The 19,334-nt window shown below is 71.9% G+C and carries 20 protein-coding genes; 6 read left to right on the top strand and 14 right to left on the bottom strand.

The genetic code is table 11. The annotated features are described in order from the left end of the window. Positions 1–7: 7 nt before the first annotated feature. Genes Q1B24_RS06885 through Q1B24_RS06870 form a run of 4 tightly spaced genes read right to left on the bottom strand, consistent with a single transcriptional unit; the run spans position 8 to position 2,914 of the window. Positions 8–988, bottom strand: coding sequence for an ATP-binding cassette domain-containing protein (locus tag Q1B24_RS06885; RefSeq protein WP_299925347.1), 981 nt, complete (start codon positions 986–988; stop codon positions 8–10). Next, on the bottom strand, positions 985–1,776 hold the full coding sequence (locus Q1B24_RS06880) for an ABC transporter permease (RefSeq protein ID WP_299925344.1): 792 nt from the start codon (positions 1,774–1,776) through the stop codon (positions 985–987). The genes Q1B24_RS06885 and Q1B24_RS06880 overlap by 4 nt, the downstream gene beginning before the upstream one ends. Further along, entirely contained in the window at positions 1,773–2,510 is a 738-nt protein-coding gene (gene modA / locus Q1B24_RS06875) for a molybdate ABC transporter substrate-binding protein (protein ID WP_299925340.1), read from the bottom strand. Before modA ends, Q1B24_RS06880 begins: the two co-directional genes overlap by 4 nt. Continuing rightward, positions 2,507–2,914, bottom strand: a complete 408-nt coding sequence (locus Q1B24_RS06870) for a helix-turn-helix domain-containing protein (RefSeq protein ID WP_299925337.1) — start codon at positions 2,912–2,914, stop codon at positions 2,507–2,509. The genes modA and Q1B24_RS06870 overlap by 4 nt, the downstream gene beginning before the upstream one ends. A gap of 185 nt (positions 2,915–3,099) precedes the next feature. Between Q1B24_RS06870 and Q1B24_RS06865 the strand changes: the two genes are divergently transcribed. After that, positions 3,100–3,642, top strand: a complete 543-nt coding sequence (locus Q1B24_RS06865) for a DUF4245 domain-containing protein (protein ID WP_299925334.1) — start codon at positions 3,100–3,102, stop codon at positions 3,640–3,642. A 455-nt stretch (positions 3,643–4,097) separates the two neighbouring features. Here the strand turns inward: Q1B24_RS06865 and Q1B24_RS06860 are convergent, their stop codons facing one another. Together Q1B24_RS06860 and xseA are read right to left on the bottom strand one after the other, a co-directional pair. Then, the gene (locus tag Q1B24_RS06860; protein WP_299925331.1) at positions 4,098–4,307 is read right to left on the bottom strand and encodes an exodeoxyribonuclease VII small subunit; all 210 of its coding nucleotides are present in this window, start codon (positions 4,305–4,307) and stop codon (positions 4,098–4,100) included. Beyond that, the gene (gene xseA, locus Q1B24_RS06855; protein WP_299925328.1) at positions 4,300–5,568 is read right to left on the bottom strand and encodes an exodeoxyribonuclease VII large subunit; all 1,269 of its coding nucleotides are present in this window, start codon (positions 5,566–5,568) and stop codon (positions 4,300–4,302) included. The genes Q1B24_RS06860 and xseA overlap by 8 nt, the downstream gene beginning before the upstream one ends. A 47-nt stretch (positions 5,569–5,615) precedes the next feature. On the opposite strand from xseA, the gene Q1B24_RS06850 reads away from it, so the two are divergent. Both Q1B24_RS06850 and Q1B24_RS06845 read left to right on the top strand, forming a co-directional pair. After that, complete coding sequence (locus Q1B24_RS06850) at positions 5,616–6,614, top strand: 4-hydroxy-3-methylbut-2-enyl diphosphate reductase (RefSeq protein ID WP_299925325.1); 999 nt, start codon at positions 5,616–5,618, stop codon at positions 6,612–6,614. Between the two features lie 13 nt (positions 6,615–6,627). Next, complete coding sequence (locus Q1B24_RS06845; RefSeq protein ID WP_299925322.1) at positions 6,628–7,251, top strand: L-threonylcarbamoyladenylate synthase; 624 nt, start codon at positions 6,628–6,630, stop codon at positions 7,249–7,251. Positions 7,252–7,256: 5 nt separating this feature from the next. Here Q1B24_RS06845 and Q1B24_RS06840 read toward each other — a convergent pair whose 3' ends face one another. Genes Q1B24_RS06840 through Q1B24_RS06825 form a run of 4 tightly spaced genes read right to left on the bottom strand, consistent with a single transcriptional unit; the run spans position 7,257 to position 10,659 of the window. Further along, complete coding sequence (locus Q1B24_RS06840; RefSeq protein WP_299925315.1) at positions 7,257–7,697, bottom strand: DUF6542 domain-containing protein; 441 nt, start codon at positions 7,695–7,697, stop codon at positions 7,257–7,259. Positions 7,698–7,719: 22 nt separating this feature from the next. Continuing rightward, positions 7,720–8,883 (bottom strand): DNA recombination protein RmuC, encoded by a 1,164-nt coding sequence (locus tag Q1B24_RS06835; protein WP_299925312.1) that lies wholly within the window; start codon positions 8,881–8,883, stop codon positions 7,720–7,722. Positions 8,884–8,931: 48 nt separating this feature from the next. After that, positions 8,932–9,867: a phosphotransferase gene (locus Q1B24_RS06830; protein WP_299925309.1), complete on the bottom strand. Its 936-nt coding sequence runs from the start codon at positions 9,865–9,867 to the stop codon at positions 8,932–8,934. 12 nt (positions 9,868–9,879) lie between these two features. Then, positions 9,880–10,659, bottom strand: coding sequence for an exodeoxyribonuclease III (locus Q1B24_RS06825; protein ID WP_299925306.1), 780 nt, complete (start codon positions 10,657–10,659; stop codon positions 9,880–9,882). A 236-nt stretch (positions 10,660–10,895) separates the two neighbouring features. Between Q1B24_RS06825 and Q1B24_RS06820 the strand changes: the two genes are divergently transcribed. Next, positions 10,896–11,705, top strand: coding sequence for a M57 family metalloprotease (locus tag Q1B24_RS06820; RefSeq protein ID WP_299925303.1), 810 nt, complete (start codon positions 10,896–10,898; stop codon positions 11,703–11,705). Positions 11,706–11,813: 108 nt separating this feature from the next. Continuing rightward, on the top strand, positions 11,814–13,625 hold the full coding sequence (locus Q1B24_RS06815) for an acyl-CoA dehydrogenase (protein ID WP_299925300.1): 1,812 nt from the start codon (positions 11,814–11,816) through the stop codon (positions 13,623–13,625). On the opposite strand, the gene Q1B24_RS06810 is transcribed toward Q1B24_RS06815, so the two are convergent. Further along, positions 13,622–15,202 carry a PH domain-containing protein gene (locus Q1B24_RS06810; RefSeq protein WP_299925297.1) on the bottom strand — a complete coding sequence of 527 codons (1,581 nt, stop codon included), beginning with the start codon at positions 15,200–15,202 and terminating at the stop codon, positions 13,622–13,624. The two genes, Q1B24_RS06815 and Q1B24_RS06810, sit on opposite strands and share 4 nt — an antisense overlap. Continuing rightward, on the bottom strand, positions 15,199–15,702 hold the full coding sequence (locus Q1B24_RS06805; RefSeq protein ID WP_299925294.1) for a PH domain-containing protein: 504 nt from the start codon (positions 15,700–15,702) through the stop codon (positions 15,199–15,201). The genes Q1B24_RS06810 and Q1B24_RS06805 overlap by 4 nt, the downstream gene beginning before the upstream one ends. 361 nt (positions 15,703–16,063) lie before the next feature. Between Q1B24_RS06805 and ychF the strand changes: the two genes are divergently transcribed. Further along, complete coding sequence (gene ychF, locus Q1B24_RS06800) at positions 16,064–17,140, top strand: redox-regulated ATPase YchF (RefSeq protein WP_299925292.1); 1,077 nt, start codon at positions 16,064–16,066, stop codon at positions 17,138–17,140. Between the two features lie 452 nt (positions 17,141–17,592). Here the strand turns inward: ychF and Q1B24_RS06795 are convergent, their stop codons facing one another. Further along, complete coding sequence (locus Q1B24_RS06795; protein ID WP_299925290.1) at positions 17,593–18,399, bottom strand: ABC transporter permease subunit; 807 nt, start codon at positions 18,397–18,399, stop codon at positions 17,593–17,595. Then, on the bottom strand, positions 18,396–19,295 hold the full coding sequence (locus Q1B24_RS06790; protein ID WP_299925287.1) for an ATP-binding cassette domain-containing protein: 900 nt from the start codon (positions 19,293–19,295) through the stop codon (positions 18,396–18,398). Before Q1B24_RS06790 ends, Q1B24_RS06795 begins: the two co-directional genes overlap by 4 nt. Between the last annotated feature and the right edge of the window lie 39 nt (positions 19,296–19,334).

Genomic DNA, 19,334 nt, shown 5'->3' with positions numbered 1-19,334 from the left:
GCGCATGCTAGCGGCGCGCGGCGTAGCGGCTCACCGCGGTCGCCTTGGTCGACAGCCACACCTCCCGGCCCGGCACCAGCTCGAGCTCCGTCGCCGCGGCGGGCGTCAGGTCGGCGAGCAGGTCGGGGGAGGCGTGCACCAGCAGGCGTACGGCGTCGCCGTGCGGTGCGAGCGTCGCGATCGGGCCGTGCCAGCGCAGCCGCGTCGACCCCTCGGGCTCGTGCAGGGAGACCACGACCGCGTCGGGCGTGAACGCCATCAGCTCGTCGCCGTCGGCCACCAGGTTGAGCCCCACGAGCCGCGCCACGTGCGACGTGCGGGGCTCGGCGGCGACCTCGGCGGGAGGGCCGACCTGGACCACGCGGCCGTCCTCGAGCACCACCACGCGGTCGGCCAGCGTCAGCGCGTCGATCGCGTCGTGCGTGACGAGGAGGGCGATCCCCGGGAAGTCGCGCAGGTGGCGGCCGAGCTCGATCCGCAGCGCCATCTGGACCGACACGTCGAGGCCCGTGAAGGGCTCGTCGAGCAGCAGCACGTCGGGCTCGGTCGCCAGGGCGCGCGCGATGGCGACCCGCTGCGCCTGACCGCCGGAGAGCTCGCGCGGGCGGCGGTCGGCGAGGTCGGCGATCCCGAAGCGCTCGAGCCAGTCCCGCGCGACGGCGTCCGCCGTCGTCCGCCGCTCGCCGCGGGCGCGCAGGCCGAAGGCGATGTTGTCGAGGGCGGAGAGGTGGGGGAACAGCAGCTGCCCCTGGAACACCAGTCCGACCCGTCGCTCGCGGACGGGCAGGGTGAGCAGGTCGGCGTCGCCCAGCCGGGCGCTGCCCTCCACGTCGACGAGCCCGGCGAGGGCGTGCAGCAGCGAGCTCTTGCCGGCCCCGTTGGGACCGATGACCGCCAGTACCTCGCCCGGCTCGGCGGTGAAGGCAGCCTCGACCCGGTCCGCGACGCGCAGGTCGGCGACGAGCCGTCTGCTCGGCGCCGCGCTCACGGCGTACCCAGCCAGTGGTCACGCAGGGCGACGAGGATGCCGACGGAGACCAGCAGCATCACCAGGCTCAGCGAGAGGGCGGCGTCCTGGTCGGCCTGCCGGGTGACGTAGATCAGCGTCGGCATGGTCTGCGTGGTGCCGGGATAGTTGCCGTTGAAGGTGATGGTCGCGCCGAACTCGCCGAACGAGCGCGCCCACCCGAGCACGGTGCCGGCGACCACGCCCGGCAGGGCGAGCGGCACGGTGACCCTGCGGAACGTCGTCCAGCGGGTCGCGCCGAGCGTCGCGGCAGCCTCGTCGTACCTCGGGTCGGCCGAGCGCAGGGCGCCCTCGATGGCGATCACCACGAAGGGCATCGACACGAAGACGTGCGCGAGCACGACGCCGTAGGTCGTGTAGGGGAAGGCGAACCCGGTCAGCTCGAGAAGGGGCTCGCCGATGACGCCCGTGCGCCCGAAGGCGCTGCGCAGCGCGATGCCCGCGACGACCGGCGGCAGCACGAGCGGCACGGTGACGAGGGCACGTACGGCGCCGCGACCACGGAAGTCGACGCGCGCGAGCAGCCAGGCGAGGGGCAGGCCGAGCAGCAGGCAGAAGGCGATGGCCACCGTCGAGGTGACCAGCGACAGCCGGAGGGCGTCGAGCGCGGCGGGGGAGGTCAGGTGGTCCGGCAGCGCCTGCCAGTCGGTGGCCGCGACCATCGCCACGAGCGGGACGAGGAGCAGGAGCGTGGCGAGGGCTGCCGGCACCACCAGGAGCGCCGGCGGCCGGCCGAGGCGGTCCCTCACGGGACGCCGAACCCGGCGTCTGCGAGGACCGCCCGGCCCTCCTGTGACGTCACCCACGCGACCCAGTCGGCGGCGAGGTCGGGGTCCTCGGACTGCTCCAGCGTCGCCACGAGGTAGGACGTCGGCTCGTCCTCCGCGCCGGGGATCGCGACGGCCTCGACGTCACCGGCCGCGGAGACCGCGTCGGTCGCGTAGACCAGGCCGGCGTCGGCCTCGCCCGAGACGACCTTGTCGAGGGTGGCGCGGACGTCCTCCTCGAGACTCACCGGTTCGGCCGTGACGCCGTTGGCGTCCAGCACGGCCGCGGCGACCTTGCCGCACGGCACCTCGTCGGCGCAGCGCACCCAGGTGGCACCGGCGAGGTCGTCGAGCGACTCGATGCCGGCGGGGTTGCCCGTCGGTACGACGATCGTGAGCACGTTGGTCGCGAAGGTCTCGACGTCGGACGCGACGCCGGCCTCCTCGGCGAGCGCCATCGACGCCTCGTCGGCGGTGGCGAGCACGTCGCCGGGGGCGCCGTCGGCGACCGACGCGGCGAGGTCGGTGCTGGACCCGAGGCTGAAGGTCACGTCGACGCCGTGCTCCTCCTCGAACGGCGGCGCGAGCTCCTCGAAGGCGTCGGTCAGCGACGCGGCGGCGAGCACGGTGAGCTCGTCGCTGCCGCTTTCGTCGCTGGTGCCGCCGCCGCAGGCGGCGAGGGGGAGCAGCAGGGCCAGGGCGGCGAGCCGCCTCATCTCGGGACCTCGACGACGACGTTGGTGGACTTCACGCTGGCGATGGCCCGCACGCCCGGCTCGAGGCCGAGCTCGTCGGCGGCGTCGGTGCTCATCAGCGACACGACGCGGTAGGGGCCGCAGATCATCTCGACCTGGGCCATCACGGGGTCGCGCTTGACCCGGGTGACGATGCCGCTCATCCGGTTGCGCGCGCTCACGGTGCCGGCGCGGGTGCGGTCGCGCTCGGCGAGCTCGCCCGACTCGGCCAGGTGCTCGGCCAGCTCGGCGAGGTCGCGGCCGGCCACCGTCGTGCGGCCACCGTCGCGGTGGGAGGGGAGGCGACCGGCCTCCACCCAGCGACGTACGGTGTCGTCGCTGACGGCCAGCACCTCGGCCGCCTCCGCGATTCGGTAGGTGATCACGCAGCGAGTATGCCGCACGTGCGGATCGTCTGCTCAGATCGTCCCGCACCTGCGGTTTCTCGCCGCCACTTCCCTCGTCCGCTGTAACGCCGGGTTGCTGCAACTACCCACCCAGATGCATCAGGGTCGGTACAGCCACCAACCCGGCGTTACAGCGCTTCGGGCGGGCTGGGAGGATGGCCGGCGTGAGTGGGCAGGGACAGCCGAGCCGTTACACGCGCTCGTTCAGCGGGATGACCGGCGCCCTCATCGTCACCGTCATCGCCGTGCTGGCGTTCGTCGTGTGGCGCGGGCTCTGGCGCACCGACGTCGACGACGAGCCGGAGGCCGTCGACTGGCAGGCGCGGGTCGAGCTGGCGCAGCAGGCCGACCTCGCGGTCGTCCACCCCCGCGAGCTGCCGGCCGGGTGGACGGCCACGAGCACCGAGCTGGCCGCGGGCGACGACCCGCGCTGGAGCCTCGGGGTGCTGAACGACGAGGGTCGCTTCGTCGGTATCCGGCAGCAAGGCACCTCGGTCGCCGACCTCGTCGAGCTCTACGTCGACGAGGACGCCGTGGCCGGCGAGGACGTCACCGTCGACTCCGACATCGCCGACACCTGGCAGACCTGGTCCGACGAGGGCGGCGACATCGGCTACTCCACCGAGCTCGGCGACGAGGCCCTCCTGGTCTACGGCTCGGCTCCCGCCGAGGACATCGAGGCCTACCTCGGGCTGCTGACCCGCTAGCCCGCGCTCCCGTCCGCCGGCCGAGCGGTGGGTGGGACAGCTTCTGGGGCTCCGGAACCTGCGTGGCTCACCGCCCGGCTGCGGGTCGGCGTACGAGCGGTGGCTGAGGCAGGTTTTCGGGCTGGGGAACCTGCGTGGCTCACCGCCCGGCGTGGCGGTGGTCCACCGACATTCCTCAACCGTCGAATGGGGGTGGAGCACCGCTGGTCGGCGCGGCACGCGTGTCGGCGTACGAGCGGTGGCTGAGGCACGTTTTCGGGCTGGGGAACCTGCGTGGCTCACCGCCCGGCCGCGGGTCGGCGTACGAGCGGTGGCTGAGGCAGGTTTTCGGGCTCCGGAACCTGCGTGGCTCACCGCCGCGCTCCAGCGGTGGCTGGCCCACAGTCCCCAGCCGCCGAACGTGGGTGGGCCACCGCTCGACCGACGGAGCGGGCAAAGCCCAGGACGACACGAGGTCAGGAGTCCTCGGCGCCCATCGCGTCGTCGAGGCGCTTGCGGGCGCCGTCGAGCCATTGCTGGCAGATCTTCGCGAGGGCTTCGCCGCGCTCCCAGAGGGCGAGGGACTCCTCGAGGGTCGTGCCGCCGGCCTCGAGGGTGCGCACCACCTCGATGAGCTCCTCGCGGGCCTCTTCATAGCTCGGCTGGTCAGGGGTGGCGTCACTCATCGGGGTCCTCCTCGACCAACGTGCCTATGTCTGTGTGGTCAGTGTCGATGCGGTCTGTCGTGGCATGGATGCGTCCGTCGGCGACCCGCACGGAGACCGCGGCGCCGACCTCGGCCTGCGCGACGGACGTGACGACGTGGCCGTCGGCGTCCTGGAGCACGGCATAGCCGCGCTGCAGGGTGGCGAGCGGCGAGAGCGCCTGTGCCCGGGCGCGCTGGTGGCCGATGTCGTCGGCGGCCCGGTCGAGTCGGTGGGAGAGCGTACGACGGGCGCGCGCGAGCAGCTCGTCGAGCTCGTCGGAGCGGGCGGTGAGCAGGTTGCGCGGGTCGGCCATGGCCGGACGCGAGCGCGCCTGGGCGAGCCACTCCTCCTCCCGGGCGATGCGATGGGTGATCACCTGGCGCAGCCGGTCGCGGGCCCAGGTGACCCCTTGGACCTCCTCGGCCATGTCGGGCACGACCAGCTTGGCGGCATCGGTGGGCGTGGAGGCCCGGACGTCGGCGACCAGGTCGAGCAGCGGCTGGTCGGGCTCGTGACCGATCGCCGACACCACCGGCGTACGCATCCGGTGCACGGCGCGGATCAGCGCCTCGTCGGAGAACGGCAGCAGGTCCTCGATCGAGCCGCCACCGCGCGCCACGACCACGACGTCGACGTCGGCGTGGCGCTCGAGCCGGTCGAGTGCCTCCATCACCTCGGCCGCCGACCGCGTGCCCTGCATGGCGGCGTAGGCGACCTCGAACTGCACGGCCGGCCAGCGGCGGCGCGCGTTGTCGAGGACGTCGCGCTCGGCGGCGCTGTTGGGCGCGGTCACGAGGCCGACGCGGCCGGGGAGGAACGGCAGGTCGCGCTTGAGCTCGGCGGCGAACAGGCCCTCGGCGGCGAGGAGCTGGCGGCGGCGCTCGAGCCGGGCCAGCAGCTCGCCGATCCCGACCATCCGGATCTCGCGTGCGGCCAGGGAGAACGACCCCCGGTTGGCGTAGAAGCTGGGCCGGGCGTGCACGACGACGCTCGCGCCCTCGACGAGGGGCGGGTTCATCGAGTCGACCAGTGACCGCGAGCAGGTCAGCGTCACCGAGATGTCGGCGACCGTGTCGCGCAGCGTCATGAAGACGGTCTGCATGCCCGGGCGTCGGTTGACCTGCGCGATCTGGCCCTCGACCCACACGCCGCCGAGCTTGTCGATCCATTGCGCGACGGCGTTGGCGACGGCCCGCACCGGGGCCGGCGACTCTGCCGTGGCGTCGCGGAGTGAGGGCACGCGGCGAGGATAGGGGAGGCAACGGACACGCCCGTAGACTCAGCGCCATGAGCACCGACCTCGGCCTTCCTCCGGTCCTCGATCCCGAGACCGCCAAGAACGTCCTGCTCGCGGCTCCCCGCGGCTACTGCGCCGGTGTGGACCGCGCAGTGATCACGGTCGAGAAGGCGCTCGACCTCTACGGCGCACCGGTCTACGTGCGCAAGCAGATCGTGCACAACAAGCACGTGGTGGCCAACCTCGAGTCGCGTGGCGCGATCTTCGTCGAGGAGCTCGACGAGGTCCCCGAGGGCAGGACCGTGGTCTTCTCCGCCCACGGTGTCTCGCCGGCCGTCCACGCCCAGGCCGCCGAGCGCGGCCTGAAGACCATCGACGCCACCTGCCCGCTGGTGACGAAGGTGCACCACGAGGCCAAGCGCTTCGCCTCCGACGACTACGACATCCTGCTCATCGGCCACGCCGGGCACGAGGAGGTCGAGGGCACGGCGGGCGAGGCACCCGACCACATCCAGCTCGTCGAGAGCCCGGCCGACGTCGCCCGCATCGAGGTCCGCGACCCCGCCAAGGTGGCCTGGCTCTCGCAGACCACGTTGAGCGTGGACGAGACGCTGGAGACGGTCGCGGCGATCCGGGAGAAGTTCCCGCTGCTGCTCGACCCGCCGAGCGACGACATCTGCTACGCCACCCAGAACCGTCAGCTCGCCGTCAAGGAGATCTCCTCGGCCGCCGACCTGGTGATCGTGGTCGGCTCGCGCAACTCCTCGAACTCCGTACGGTTGGTCGAGGTGGCTCTCGAGGCCGGCGCCAAGGCGTCCTACCTCGTCGACGACCACACCGAGATCGACGAGGCCTGGCTCGAGGGTGTCGAGACCGTGTCCGTCACGTCGGGCGCCTCGGTGCCTGAGGACCTCGTCGAGGGCGTGCTCGCGTTCCTCTCCGAGCGTGGCTATCCCGACGCGCGCGCGGTGCACTCGGCCGAGGAGTCCCTCATCTTCGCGCTGCCGCCGGAGCTGCGACGAGACCTGCGCGCCGCGCAGAAGGCCTGAGGAGGAGCGCACGATGGCCCGCTACCTGGACATCCACCCGGAAAACCCGCAGCCGCGGCTCGTCTCCCAGGTCGTCGAGGCCCTGCGCGCCGACCAGCTCATCGCCTACCCGACCGACTCCGGCTACGCCCTCGGGGCGCGGCTCGGCAACCGGGAGGGCCGCGACCGGATCCTCAAGATCCGTGAGCTGGACGACCGTCACCACTTCACGCTGATGTGCAAGGACTTCTCCCAGCTCGGGCAGTTCGTCCACGTCGACAACAACGCGTTCCGGGCGATCAAGGCAGCGACCCCGGGGCCCTACACGTTCATCCTCCCCGCGACGGGCGAGGTGCCCAAGCGGCTGATGCACCCGAAGAAGCGCACGGTCGGCGTCCGCATCCCGGAGCACACGCTCGTCTGCGCATTGCTCGAGGAGCTCGGCGAGCCGATCCTCACCAGCACCCTGATCCTGCCCGGCGAGACCGAGGCGCGGACGATGGGGTGGGAGATCAAGGAGGACCTCGACCACGCCGTGGACATCGTCGTCGAGTCGGGCGAGGTGACGGCCGAGCCCACGACGGTGATCGACTGGTCCGACGCCGAGCCGGTCGTCGTACGCCGTGGCGCGGGCGACCCCTCCCGCTTCGAGGCCTGAGGCGGTCAGCCGGCGGGCTGGCCGAGCTCGCGCTCGAGCTCGGAGGCGAGGTCGCCCTTGCGGTGGAGCCGCCAGCCGAGCCAGCCCAGGCACAGCGCGTAGCCGATGAACAGGGCGACGCCGTGGGTGGCGACCCCGGAGACGACGGCCTGCAGGACGCTGTCGCGGGGGTCGGCGACCGCGTCGCGCGCGACGAGGGCGATGAACCCGAACACGACCACCATGAGCACCGGTGGGAGCAGCGCGACGAGGTAGAAGTCCTGCCGTCGCACGAGCGCCGCCAGCCCCAGGCAGAGCGCCATGAAGCAGAGGTCGAAGAAGAGCGAGAGGCTGCCCACCAGGAGCACGTCGACGGCGACGGCGGTGAGCGTGAGGGCGACTCCCAGCAGCACCACCTGACGGCCCGGCTCCTGCCCGACCTGCCAGAACCCACCGGCCCGCGTCACGAGCTCCAACCTAGGACCGATCTCAGGCGCCCTGCGCGCGGCGCGCCGCGGCGGGTGCCGTGCCGGAGTGCTGGTCGAGGAGGTCGTCGAGCGTCGGCTCGCCGGTGGCACCAGGTACGCCGTCGAGGACACCCAGCTCGGGGGCGGCGGCCGAGCGAGGCACGGTCTCCACCTGGCGGGGGCCTTCCAGCTGGTCGTTGGTGACGCCGAGATCGGCGAAGCGGCGCGCGGACACCAGCACGCGCCCCTCGAGCGACCCCATCGCCTGGTTGTAGGCGACGACGCTGGCGTTGAGGGAGCGGCCCACCTTGTCGAGGTGCCCGGCCATCGAGCCCAGCCGCGCGTGGAGCTCCTGCCCGAGCCGTTGCACCTCCTGGGCCTGGGCGTTGAGCACCTCGTGCTGCCAGCCCTGGGCGACCGTGCGCAGCAGGGCGATCAGCGTCGACGGGGTGGCCAGCACGACGTTGCGGGCCGCCGCCTGCTCGACGAGGTCGGGCACGGCCTGCAGGGCCGCCTGGAGGATCGCCTCGCCGGGGAGGAACAGCACGACGAACTCCGGGGTCCCGGCCAGCGCCTCCCAGTAGCGCCGCGACCCGAGGTCGGCGACGTGCTTGCGGACGTGCTCCCCGAGCCGGGCGAGCGCCCGCTCGTGCTCGGCGGGGTCGTCGGCCCCGGTGAGGTCGAGGAAGGCGGCGAGCGGCGCCTTGGCGTCGACCGCGATGGTGCGCCCGCCCGCGAGGGTGACGACGAGGTCGGGCCGCAGCCGCCCGTCGTCGAGCCGCGTCTGCTCGGCGAAGTCGCAGTGGTCGACCAGGCCGGCCAGCTCGACGGTCCGGCGCAGGTGGAGCTCGCCCCACTGCCCCCGCACCTGCGGCTTGCGCAGAGCCGTCGCGAGGGTGTGGGTCTCGTGCCGCAGCACGTCGGTGGAGTGGCGGACGTCGGCCACCTGCTGGTGCAGCTGGGCCTGCCACGCGGTGCGGTCGTGGGCCAGGTCGCTCAGCTGGTCCTGGAGCCGCTCGAGCCCGTCCTGGACGACGGCGTGGTCGGCGACCCGCTGCTGCAGCGCGGCGACCGCCGTGTCGTCGGCCGGGCGGCTGCGTGCCCAGAGCACGCCGATCACGGCACCGAGGGCCAGCCCGACGGTGAGGACGACCGCCAGGGTCAGCACGAGGGGGAAGGTGTCCATGTGACCAGCATGGAGGTGGGCACCGACAGTCCCGCGGACGTCGGTCGCTCAGCGTGCGTCGGCCAGGACGGCGAGGTGCTCGGGGAGCGACGCGCGCAGGCGGAGCAGCCGGTCGAGGGCGAGGGTCGCCTCGGCGGCGCCGAGCGCGGCGCCGTGCGGGGTGTCGACGGGCGCCGTCACCTGGTGTGCGAGCCAGCCGGTGGTCGCCGCGACCCACCCGCCGAAGACCCAGGGCTCGGCCGGCACCGAGGCGCCGGTTGCGGCGTACGCCGTCAGCACGCGCGCAAACCCGGCGACGTCGGTGCTCCAGTCGAGCCCGACCGCGACGGCCTCCCGGACGATCGACCGCGGACCTGCGGCGTCCCAGTCGAGCGCGAGCAGGGTGGTGCCGAGGGCGAGGGTGTTCTTGGGGTCGAGGTCGCCGTGCGTGCCGGCGTGGGTGACGTGGAGACCGGTGGCTGCGGTGCGCTCCTCCAGCTCGGCGAGGTCCCCGGCGTGCCGGTGCAGGCGGGCGGCGAGGGTTGTCGGGACGTCGGGGCGCCCGGCCAGGGCGGCCCACCCGTCGGCGCCCCGCGGTCGGTCGTCGAGCGGGGCCTCGACGTGGTCGGCCACCGCGTGGATGTGGGCTGCCAGCGCACCTGCCTGATCGAGCCAGTCTGCCGGCGACACCGGCCGGCCCTCGACCCAAAGGTGCACGCGCACCAGCTCCGGCCCGACCGCGACGAGGCAGCGCCCGTCGACGGGCACGGGCTCCGGGCAGGGGACCCCGGCGTCGAACGCGGCCTGCTCGACGGCGTACGCCGCCTCGACGTTGGCCGTGAAGTTGGGCGCGCCGGCGTTGGTGCGCATCACCTTCACGGCGTAGCGATCGGTGTCGGTGTCCACTCGCCACAGGTCGTTGGAGAGCCCGCCCGCCACCGGTGCGGCGGAGTGGACGGTCCCGAGCCCGAAGGTCGCCGCGACCTCCTCGGCGTGGGGGAGCATCCGCGCTGGGTCTCAGTCCAGGTCGACGACGACCGGCGCGTGGTCGGACGGCGAGCCCGAGCCCTGGGCGGGGTCGCGCTCGTCGCGGTCGACGAAGGCGCCGCTGACCCGCGACGCGAGGGTGGGGGAGGCGAGGACGAAGTCGATCTTGAGGCCGCGGTCGCGCTCGAAGCGCTGCCGGTAGTAGTCCCAGTAGGTGTAGCCGGCGTCGTGGGCGCGGGTCACCTCGGCGTACCCGTCGTCGAGGAACCCCTGGAAGGCGGCGCGCTCGGGCGGCGTCACGTGCGTCGACTTCGCGAACTGCTTGACGTCGAAGACGTCGTCGTTGGTCGGGCAGATGTTCCAGTCGCCGACCAGCGCGGTCTCGCCGTCGAGCCAGCCGCTCGCGGTCGCGCGCAGCCGGGCCAGCCAGTCGAGCTTGTAGGTGTAGTGCGGGTCGTCGGGCTTGCGGCCGTTGGGGACGTAGAGCGACCAGATGCGCACGCCGCCGCAGGTCGCCCCGATGGCGCGCGACTCGGCCGCCAGGGGGTCGCCCCAGCCGGGCATGTCGGTGAAGCCGACCTCGACGTCCTCGAGGCCGACGCGCGAGAGCAGCGCGACGCCGTTCCACTGGTTGAGCCCGGCGACGGCGACGTCGTACCCGAGCGCCTGCAGCCCCATCAGCGGCAGCTGGTCCTCGCGTGCCTTGGTCTCCTGCAGGGCGAGCACGTCGATGTCGTGGCGCTGCACGAACGCCTCGACGCGGTCGATGCGGGAGCGGAGGGAGTTGACGTTCCAGGTCGCGATGCGCACGCCTCCACCCTAAGGAGGGCAGTTCGGGCCGTACGCCGTGGGGCGAGGAAGTCTTTACGCAGGAAACTCTTTACAGATCGGGGCTCCGTGGGGGAGGTTCATCGGCACGCACCTGTCTCGGGAACTCGTGCCACCACCTGCTCCACCCTGTCGGACGCTGACCTGGTCATCGCCGGCGCTGCTCAGGACTCCGAGATGGCGTGTGCCAATCCCCCCATCAGGAGAGAAGAAACAGCATGCAGCGCAGTCGACTCGGGGCGATCGCCCTCAGCTCCGCCGCACTCCTCGGCGCGGCCCTCGCCTCACCGGCAATGGCCATGACGGACTCGGAGATCCCGTCCTTCCAGGAGTTCCAGTCGTCGTCCTACAAGGACGTCGACCAGCAGTACATCGTCAACGGCGACGAGCCGGTCAGCACCACCGGCGACCTCAAGGACTACTACGACCGGATGGTCCACGGCTCCGAGGAGGCCATGGAGGAAGGGCTCGTCGTCAACACCGTCGGCGGCGTCCAGGACAAGTGGTCCACGGCGCAGGTCGGCAACCTGACCTACTGCGTGAGCACCAAGTTCGGCTCGCGCTACACCGACGTGGTCAACGCGATGGCCGCCGGTGCAGCCCTGTGGGAGGGCGCCGCGCCGCGGATCAACTACGTCCACGTCTCCTCGCAGGACGGCAGCTGCACCACCCGCAACAAGAGCGTGCTCTTCTCGGTCGAGCCGGTGCAGACCACGCAGTACATCGCCCGCGCATTCTTCCCGAGCACTCCCAAGCGCTCGCGCAACGTGCTGGTGGACGACTCGATCTGGACCTCCGGTTCGTGGACCCCGGCCAACATCATGGGCCACGAGCTCGGCCACACGCTGGGCTTCCGTCACGAGCACACCCGGCCCGAGGCCGGCACGTGCTTCGAGGACAACAACTGGGTCTCGCTGACGCCGTACGACTCCTCGTCGATCATGCACTACCCCCAGTGCAACGGCACGTCGAGCAACCTCAGCATGACGGCGACCGACCGCCAGGGCGCGGCCATCGCCTACCCCTGACGCACCCTCCTCACCCAGCCCCGAGCGCCCCTTCCGTCCCGAGCGGAGGGGCGTTCGGCCTGTCCGGACCGTCGGGACGCCCGGGCTACTTCCGGGTAACCTCGGCGTGTGCCCACCCCTTCCTCGCCCTCGACGATCCTCTCCGCACGCGACCTGCAGTTCCTGCTGTTCGAGTGGCTCGACGTCGAGCAGCTGGCCGAACGGCCCCGGTTCGCCGAGCACGACCGGGAGACGTACGACGCCCTCCTGGCGCTGTGCGAGCAGCTGGCCACCGAGCACTTCGCGCCGCACTACCGTCGCAGCGACACCGAGGAGCCGGTGTTCGACGGCGAGAAGGTGCACCTCATCCCGGAGATCGCCACGGCGTTGGAGGCCTTCGCCAAGGCCGACCTGCTCACGCTGAGCCTCGACGAGGAGGTGGGCGGTCAGCAGGTCCCGCACGTGGTCGCGTCGGCGTGCATGGCGTGGTTCACCGCGGCCAACATCGGCACCGCGGCGTACTCCTTCCTCACCGTCGCCAACGCCGGGTTGCTGCTGGCCCACGGCACCCCCGAGCAGGTCGAGCGCTACGTGACCCCGATGCTGGAGGGACGCTTCTTCGGCACGATGACGCTGTCCGAGCCGCACGCCGGCTCCAGCATCGGTGACGTCCTCACGCGTGCGGTCCCCGCCGACGACGGCACGTTCCGGATCTTCGGCAACAAGATGTGGATCTCCGGCGGCGACCACGAGATGGGCGACAACATCGTCCACCTCGTCCTGGCCAAGCTGCCCGATGCTGCGCCCGGCACCCGCGGCATCTCGCTCTTCGTGGTCCCCAAGCACCTCGTCGGCGAGGACGGCTCCATCGGCGAGCGCAACGACGTCGCGCTGGCCGGGATCAACCACAAGCTCGGCAGCCGCGGCACGGTCAACACCGCACCGGTCTTCGGCGGCGGCTCCTTCACGCCCGGCGGCGCACCCGGAGCGATCGGCTACCTCGTCGGCGAGCCCGGCAAGGGCCTGTCCTACATGTTCCACATGATGAACGCGGCCCGGCTCGGGGTCGGGATGTCCGCCACGACCACGGCCTACACCGCCTACCTCAAGTCGCTGGAGTACGCCCGCTCCCGCCCGCAGGGCCGCCGGCTGACGGGCGCCGACCCCGGCGCGCCGCAGGTGCCGATCATCGAGCACGCCGACGTGCGGCGCATGCTGCTCGCGCAGAAGTCCTACGTCGAGGGCGCCCTGGCCCTCAACCTCTACTGCTCGCGTCTGCTCGACATCCAGGCGACCGCGCGCGACGAGGAGGAGCGCACCGAGAGCAGCCGGCTGCTCGACCTGCTCACGCCGATCGCGAAGTCGTGGCCCTCGCAGTGGGGCCAGGAGAGCAACAGCCTGGCCATCCAGGTGCTCGGCGGGTCCGGCTACACCCGCGACTACGACGTCGAGGCCCACTGGCGCGACCAGCGGCTCAACCCCATCCACGAGGGCACCCACGGCATCCAGGCGCTCGACCTCCTCGGCCGCAAGGTCCTCGGCGGTGGCGGCGCCTCGCTGACGGCCCTCGCCGCCCGCATCGCCGACACCGTCGGGCGGGCCCGCGACCTCGGCGGCGAGCCCGCCGTCCACGCCGACGCGCTGCAGGCGGCCGTGGACCGGCTGGGCGAGGTCACCCTCGCGCTCGCCGGGCTGGGCGATCCCGAGCGCACGATGGCCAACGCCACGGTCTACCTCGAGGCCGCCGGCCACGTCGTGGTCGCCTGGATGTGGCTCGAGCAGCTCGTCGCGGTGGGGGAGAAGACGGGTGACTTCTACGACGGCAAGCGGGCGGCGGCGCGCTACTTCTTCCGCTGGGAGCTGCCCAAGGTGGGCCCGATGCTCGACCTGCTGGCCTCGGGCGACACCACCACGCTGGAGATGCGCGACGCCTGGTTCTAGGCCGAGTTCGAGGCCGAGTTGCGGGCGTGGCTCCGGGCCGGTTGCGGGGTCCTCGCTGGCGCCAGAAAGTCGGTGAGCAGCCCGGGCGTGGCCCGGTCGGCCAGCGCCACGGCCACGTCGAGGCGTACGTCGCGGACCAGCACCCGCTCGGCGCCCGCGGCCGTCGTGGCCGTCAGGTCGGCGAGCCCGATGCGGCGCTGCCACCACGACTGCGAGACCACCCAGCCGATGATGCCCTCGGTCTCGAGCACCGTGCGGATCCGGGCGAACGTGCCGCCACCGGCGACGAGGTGGTCCGCCGAGAGCGCGTGCCCGAGGTGGCGGTACGTCGCCTCGCCCGCCGCCGCCGCGAGCACGAGGAGCCCGACTGCCACCGCGGCGAGCCACCACCACGTGAGGTCGAACCACCACCAGCCGACGGCCAGCAGCACGATGACGTCCAGCGCGTTGCGGAGCTGGCGGAACCATGCGCGCCGGCGGGCCTTCGGCCCGTGCTCCACGAGCGGCTCGACCAGCGGCCCGGGGCGGTCGAGCACCGCCTCGCCGACCGCGACGGCGACGTCGCGCGGGCACGGCGGCAGGACCTGGGTGACACCGTCCTCCACGCCCGTGGCCAGCGTGGACAGCTCGGCCCCGCCGACCAGCCGCATCAGCACCGGCTCGGTGATCTCGACGCCGCGGACCTTCGCCTCCTCGACCGTGATCGAGCGGGTGGTCACCAGACCGGAGGTGAGGTGCAGCGAGCCGTGCTCGCGCACGAGGCGGAAGCCCCACCACTGCAGGACGTAGCCGGCGACCGACACGACCAGCCAGAGGACCAGCGCGCCGACGGAGAGCACGAGCGCGATGGCGGCGACGGCGAACTGCGTGAGCCACTGCCAGACCGAGGTGGCCGTCTCCTCGTTCCAGATCGGCAGGTCGTCGGCGAACTGCGACAGCACGCCGAGCCCGCCGAGCACCAGGACGAGCCGGCCGAGGCTGAAGGGCGCGAAGCGCAGCCACGACCAGTCGATCTGCGCCAGCGGCACCGCGGGCGCGGGAGCCGGAGGCGGCGGGGCGACGGGCTCGTCCGACCGCTCGGTCACGAGGTCGTCGGACCGGGCGGCGTGCTCGGCGGCCTGCTCGGCAACCGCGCGACGCGTCAGCAGCGTCGTACGCAGTGCCTGGGCGTCGGGCGCGGCGAGGGCGTCGAGGGTGATGCGGTCGTCGTCGACGCCGGTGCCGATCTGCACCTTCTGCAGGCCGAGGATGCGGTGCATCAGCGATGCCTCGAGGTCGACGCTGCGCACCCGGTCGAGCGGCGCGGTCGAGGTGGTCTTGTTGAGGACGCCGCTGCGCACCTGGATCTGTGTGGCGGTGAGGCGGTAGTGGGTGGTCAGCCACGGCAGGGCACCGAGGAGGAGCGGGCCGATGATGGCGAGCGGGATGATGATCGGCCAGAACTGGGTGTCGCTCCGGCTGATCCCGACCAACGCGATCACCACGGGCACGATCGCCTGGCCGACGGCCTTCACGGGGTCGAGCAGGAGCTTGCGCGGGCTGAGCCGGACGTAGCCCTCGCCGGGCTCGGGGATCACGTGGCGTCGTCCTCGGTGGCCGCGGTGATGGCGGTGAGCCGGGCGACCACGTCGCGAGCGACGTGCTGGTCGAGGCAGTCGACCGTGATCGGTCCGGCGGCCGACGCGGTCGTGACGGTGATCGAGGCGAGCCCGAACAGCCGCATCAGGGCTCCCTGCCGGGAGTCCACCGTCTGCACGCGGCTGATCGGCGCGATGCGGGTCTCGCGGCCGATCCAGCCCTCGCGCGTGTGGACGGCCGTGTCGGTGACCTCCCACCGGTGCACCCGGAACCGGATGCGCGGCATCGCCAGCACGTGGACGGTCGCGAGGAGCGCCAGCAGCACGACGAGCAGTCCGACCCACCCCGGGACGCCTGGCACCAGCACGTATGCGGCCGTCGCGGCGAGCACGAGGACGGCGTCGCCGATGAGCGCCGAGACCGTCCAGAACGGGATCGCCCGCGGCGACACCTGCTGGCTCGGCTCGCGCAGCACCGCCGTACCCCCCACGTCAGTCATGACCGGAAGTCTTGCAGGTCGCCCCGAGGGACCGGACGCCGCGAACTCGTGCAACGGCGAGCCCGCGTGGGCCGGGCGGAGGACTTCTGCAGGTTCGTGCAGTGCACACACCTGACCCTGCCCGCACCTTCCCCGTCACGGGCCGCAGGCGGTTTCGTGGGCGGGGCCAACGGGTCCTCCAGTGACTCGTCGAAGACCGGGGGCTGATCGCGCGGGGGTGCGGTCGGTCCACGGCTCCTGACGGACGCCGCGGCGCGCAGGAGGGAGGGCCCGGCCGCTTCGGTCGGGCCCTCTGCCGTCCCCCTTTCCCAGCCGGCCGCGAATCGCTCGCGCGCCGCGCGCAGCCGTAGACTCCCCGCCCGTGGCTCTCACCATCGGCATCGTCGGTCTCCCCAACGCGGGCAAGTCGACGCTCTTCAACGCACTGACCAAAAACGACGTCCTCGCGGCGAACTACCCGTTCGCCACCATCGAGCCCAACGTGGGTGTCGTCGGCGTCCCCGACGAGCGGCTGCCGCAGCTCGCGGAGGTCTTCGAGTCCGCCAAGCAGCTGCCCGCCACCGTCGAGTTCGTCGACATCGCCGGCATCGTGCGCGGCGCCTCGCAGGGTGAGGGCCTCGGCAACAAGTTCCTCGCCCACATCCGCGAGTCGGCTGCGATCTGCCAGGTGACCCGCGTCTTCCGCGACGAGGACGTCACCCACGTCGACGGCGAGGTCAACCCCGCCAACGACATCTCCACCATCCAGACCGAGCTGATCTTCGCCGACCTCGAGACCGTTGAGAAGGCCATCGCCCGGCTCGAGAAGGAGTCGCGCAAGGTCAAGGACCTCGTCGCCAACCTCGAGGCTGCCAGGGCCGCCAAGGAGGCACTCGAGTCCGGCACCCCGATCATCGCCACCGACATCGACCGCTCCCTGCTGCGCGAGCTGTCGCTGCTGACGGCCAAGCCGTTCATCTACGTCTTCAACTGCGACGCCGACGAGCTCGCCGACGAGGCGCTCAAGGACAAGATGCGCGAGATCATCGCGCCGGCCGAGGCGATCTTCCTCGACGCCAAGTTCGAGGCCGACCTGGCGGAGATGGACGACGACGAGATGGCGCACGAGATGCTCGCCGAGATGGGCATCACCGAGTCCGGCCTCGACCAGCTCGCCCGCGTCGGCTTCGACACCCTCGGCCTGCAGACCTACCTGACCGCCGGACCCAAGGAGACGCGGGCCTGGACGATCAGGAAGGGCGCCACCGCCCCCGAGGCCGCCGGTGTCATCCACACCGACTTCCAGAAGGGCTTCATCAAGGCCGAGATCGTCTCCTTCGACGACCTGATGGCCGCCGGCTCCATGCTCAAGGCCCGCGAGGCCGGCAAGGTGCGCATGGAGGGCAAGGACTACGTGATGGCCGACGGCGACGTCGTGGAGTTCCGCTTCAACGTCTGAATCCGCGCGTTCCGCAGGTCAGAGGGGGCGTGTCCCCTTCCAGTCCCGCACAGAGTCCGCCACATGTTTGGTGCCATGGACGCGATCTGGCCGCTCAGGGGCCCAGCTCGGGACCCGGGGCGAAGGGATGTTCGGCCGCTTGGGGCTGCCCGTCCAGGATCGGACCAAGGTTGCGAGGGTGTCCACCCCGTCGGCCGCGGTCTTCGCAGCCTCGATCGGAGGGATCGCGGGAGGGTCATTGGCCCCGCACCGCGGCGTGAAGACCGCGGCGCGCGCCGCGGCCGTCAGGGCCATGGGACTGGGGGCACCGGAGGCGGTGGCCCACTCTCGCCAGCAAGAGGGCGAGATCCCTGCACCGTGGCGGCGAATCCTGCGAAGACGACCACGATGATCACCGCGACCTGGCCGTTGTCGGCCATCTGATGTGGGGATGGTGTCAGATTCCCGGGCGGCTACTTCACCTCGGAGCGCATCACCAGTGCGAGGCCGATGAGCAGGGGGATGACTAGCCAGGTGACACCGGTGACGGCGATGTGTGCCCACTCGGTACCGGTGAGCGTGTGCTCGAAGACGAACAGCCCGGCCTGGGCGAACTGGATGTCGACCCAGGGCTGCAGGTCGAAGAACCACTGTTGGCTGCTGGCCAGCAGCCCGAAGATCGTCGGCAGCAGGAACGTGAGGATGAAGTAGGCGACGATAGCGCCGGTCGAGGAGCGGATGAGCACGCCGAGCATGAAGCCGACGAGCAGGCTCAGCACCATGCCGAGGACGTAGTACAGGCATTGGGTGAGGGTGACGTCCCACACCAGGGTGGTGCCCCTGATGGCGGCACCCAGCACGTTGCCCAGTGCGCCGACCGCGAAGGCGAGCACCATCGCGGCGATGGCGATGGCGACCGCGGAGATCGCCTTGGCGGTGATGATCCGGCCGCGGTGCGGGACGAGGGTGAAGGTGGTCAGGCCGGTGCGCTGGCTCCACTCGCTGGTCACCGAGAGGATCGCGATGAGAGGAAGGATGATGACCACGGGGAACCGTATGGCGGTGGCGAAGGTCGAGTAGGTGAGCTCGCCCTCCGGCGCCCAGAGGATGACGCCGCCGGCGGCGAGGGCCGAGGTGATCGCGATGCTGGCGATCAACCAGAAGCCGGAGCGGGTGTCGAACATCTTGCGGAGCTCTACCGCGGTGATGCGGGTCAGCGGGATCCGCTTGGTGGTCGTCACGGGCACAGTGCGGACGTGGTCGGCGGCGATGGTGCTCATGCCGGTGCTCCTTCTCGTTGGGTGGCGGCGGTGAGCTCGAGGAACATCTCTTCCAGCCCGGCGCCGGTGGCCGCTCGCAGCTCGGTGAGCGCGATTCCGGCATCGAGGGCGACCCGCCCGACGAGGGCGGCGTCCGCATCGGTGTACAGGACACCGCCGTCCGCGGGGGCGGCGGTCAGACCGCTCGCGGCCAGAGCAAGCTCCAGCGCGAGCAGGTCGACCGCCCGGACGACGGTGCCGGCTTCGTGGAGCAGCGCGGTCTTGGTCCCCATGGAGACGATCCGGCCGAGGCCGATCATCACGATGTCGTCGGCGATGACCTCGATCTCGTGGAGCAGGTGCGAGGACAGGAGGACGGTGCCGCCGCGGTCTGCGTAGCCGCGGAGCAGGTCGCGCATCCACCGGATCCCGGCCGGGTCGAGCCCATTGGCGGGTTCGTCGAGGATCAGCACCTCGGGATCACCGATCAACGCGGTTGCGATACCAAGTCGCTGCCGCATCCCGAGGGAGTAGTCGCCCACCCGGCGCGACGCCTCGGCCGGGGTGAGGCTGACGACCTCGAGCATCTCCTCCACCCGGGACCGGGGGATGCCCATGTACTGCTGGGCGAGGGTGAGGATCTCGCGACCGGTGCGCCCGGCGTGCTGGGCGGAGGCGTCCAGCAGCACACCGACGTCGAGCCCCGGGTTGGGCAGGTCGACGTAGCGCCGCCCGGAGATCGTGGCGCTCCCGGTGTCGGGGCGGGTGAGGCCGACCATGATCCGGAGCGTGGTCGACTTCCCGGCGCCGTTCGGTCCCAGGAACCCAGTGACGCGTCCGGCTTCGGCGGTGAAGGTGACGTCGTCGACGGCGAGTGTCGTGCCGTACTTCTTGGTGAGTCCTTCGATGGCGATCACGGCGTGCTCCCTGCGGGTCGTTGCGGGTCGTTGTGGGTC

Source organism: uncultured Nocardioides sp. (genome assembly GCF_947488025.1).
Classification (GTDB): domain Bacteria; phylum Actinomycetota; class Actinomycetes; order Propionibacteriales; family Nocardioidaceae; genus Nocardioides.
This window is presented reverse-complemented; position numbering and strand designations above follow the sequence as displayed.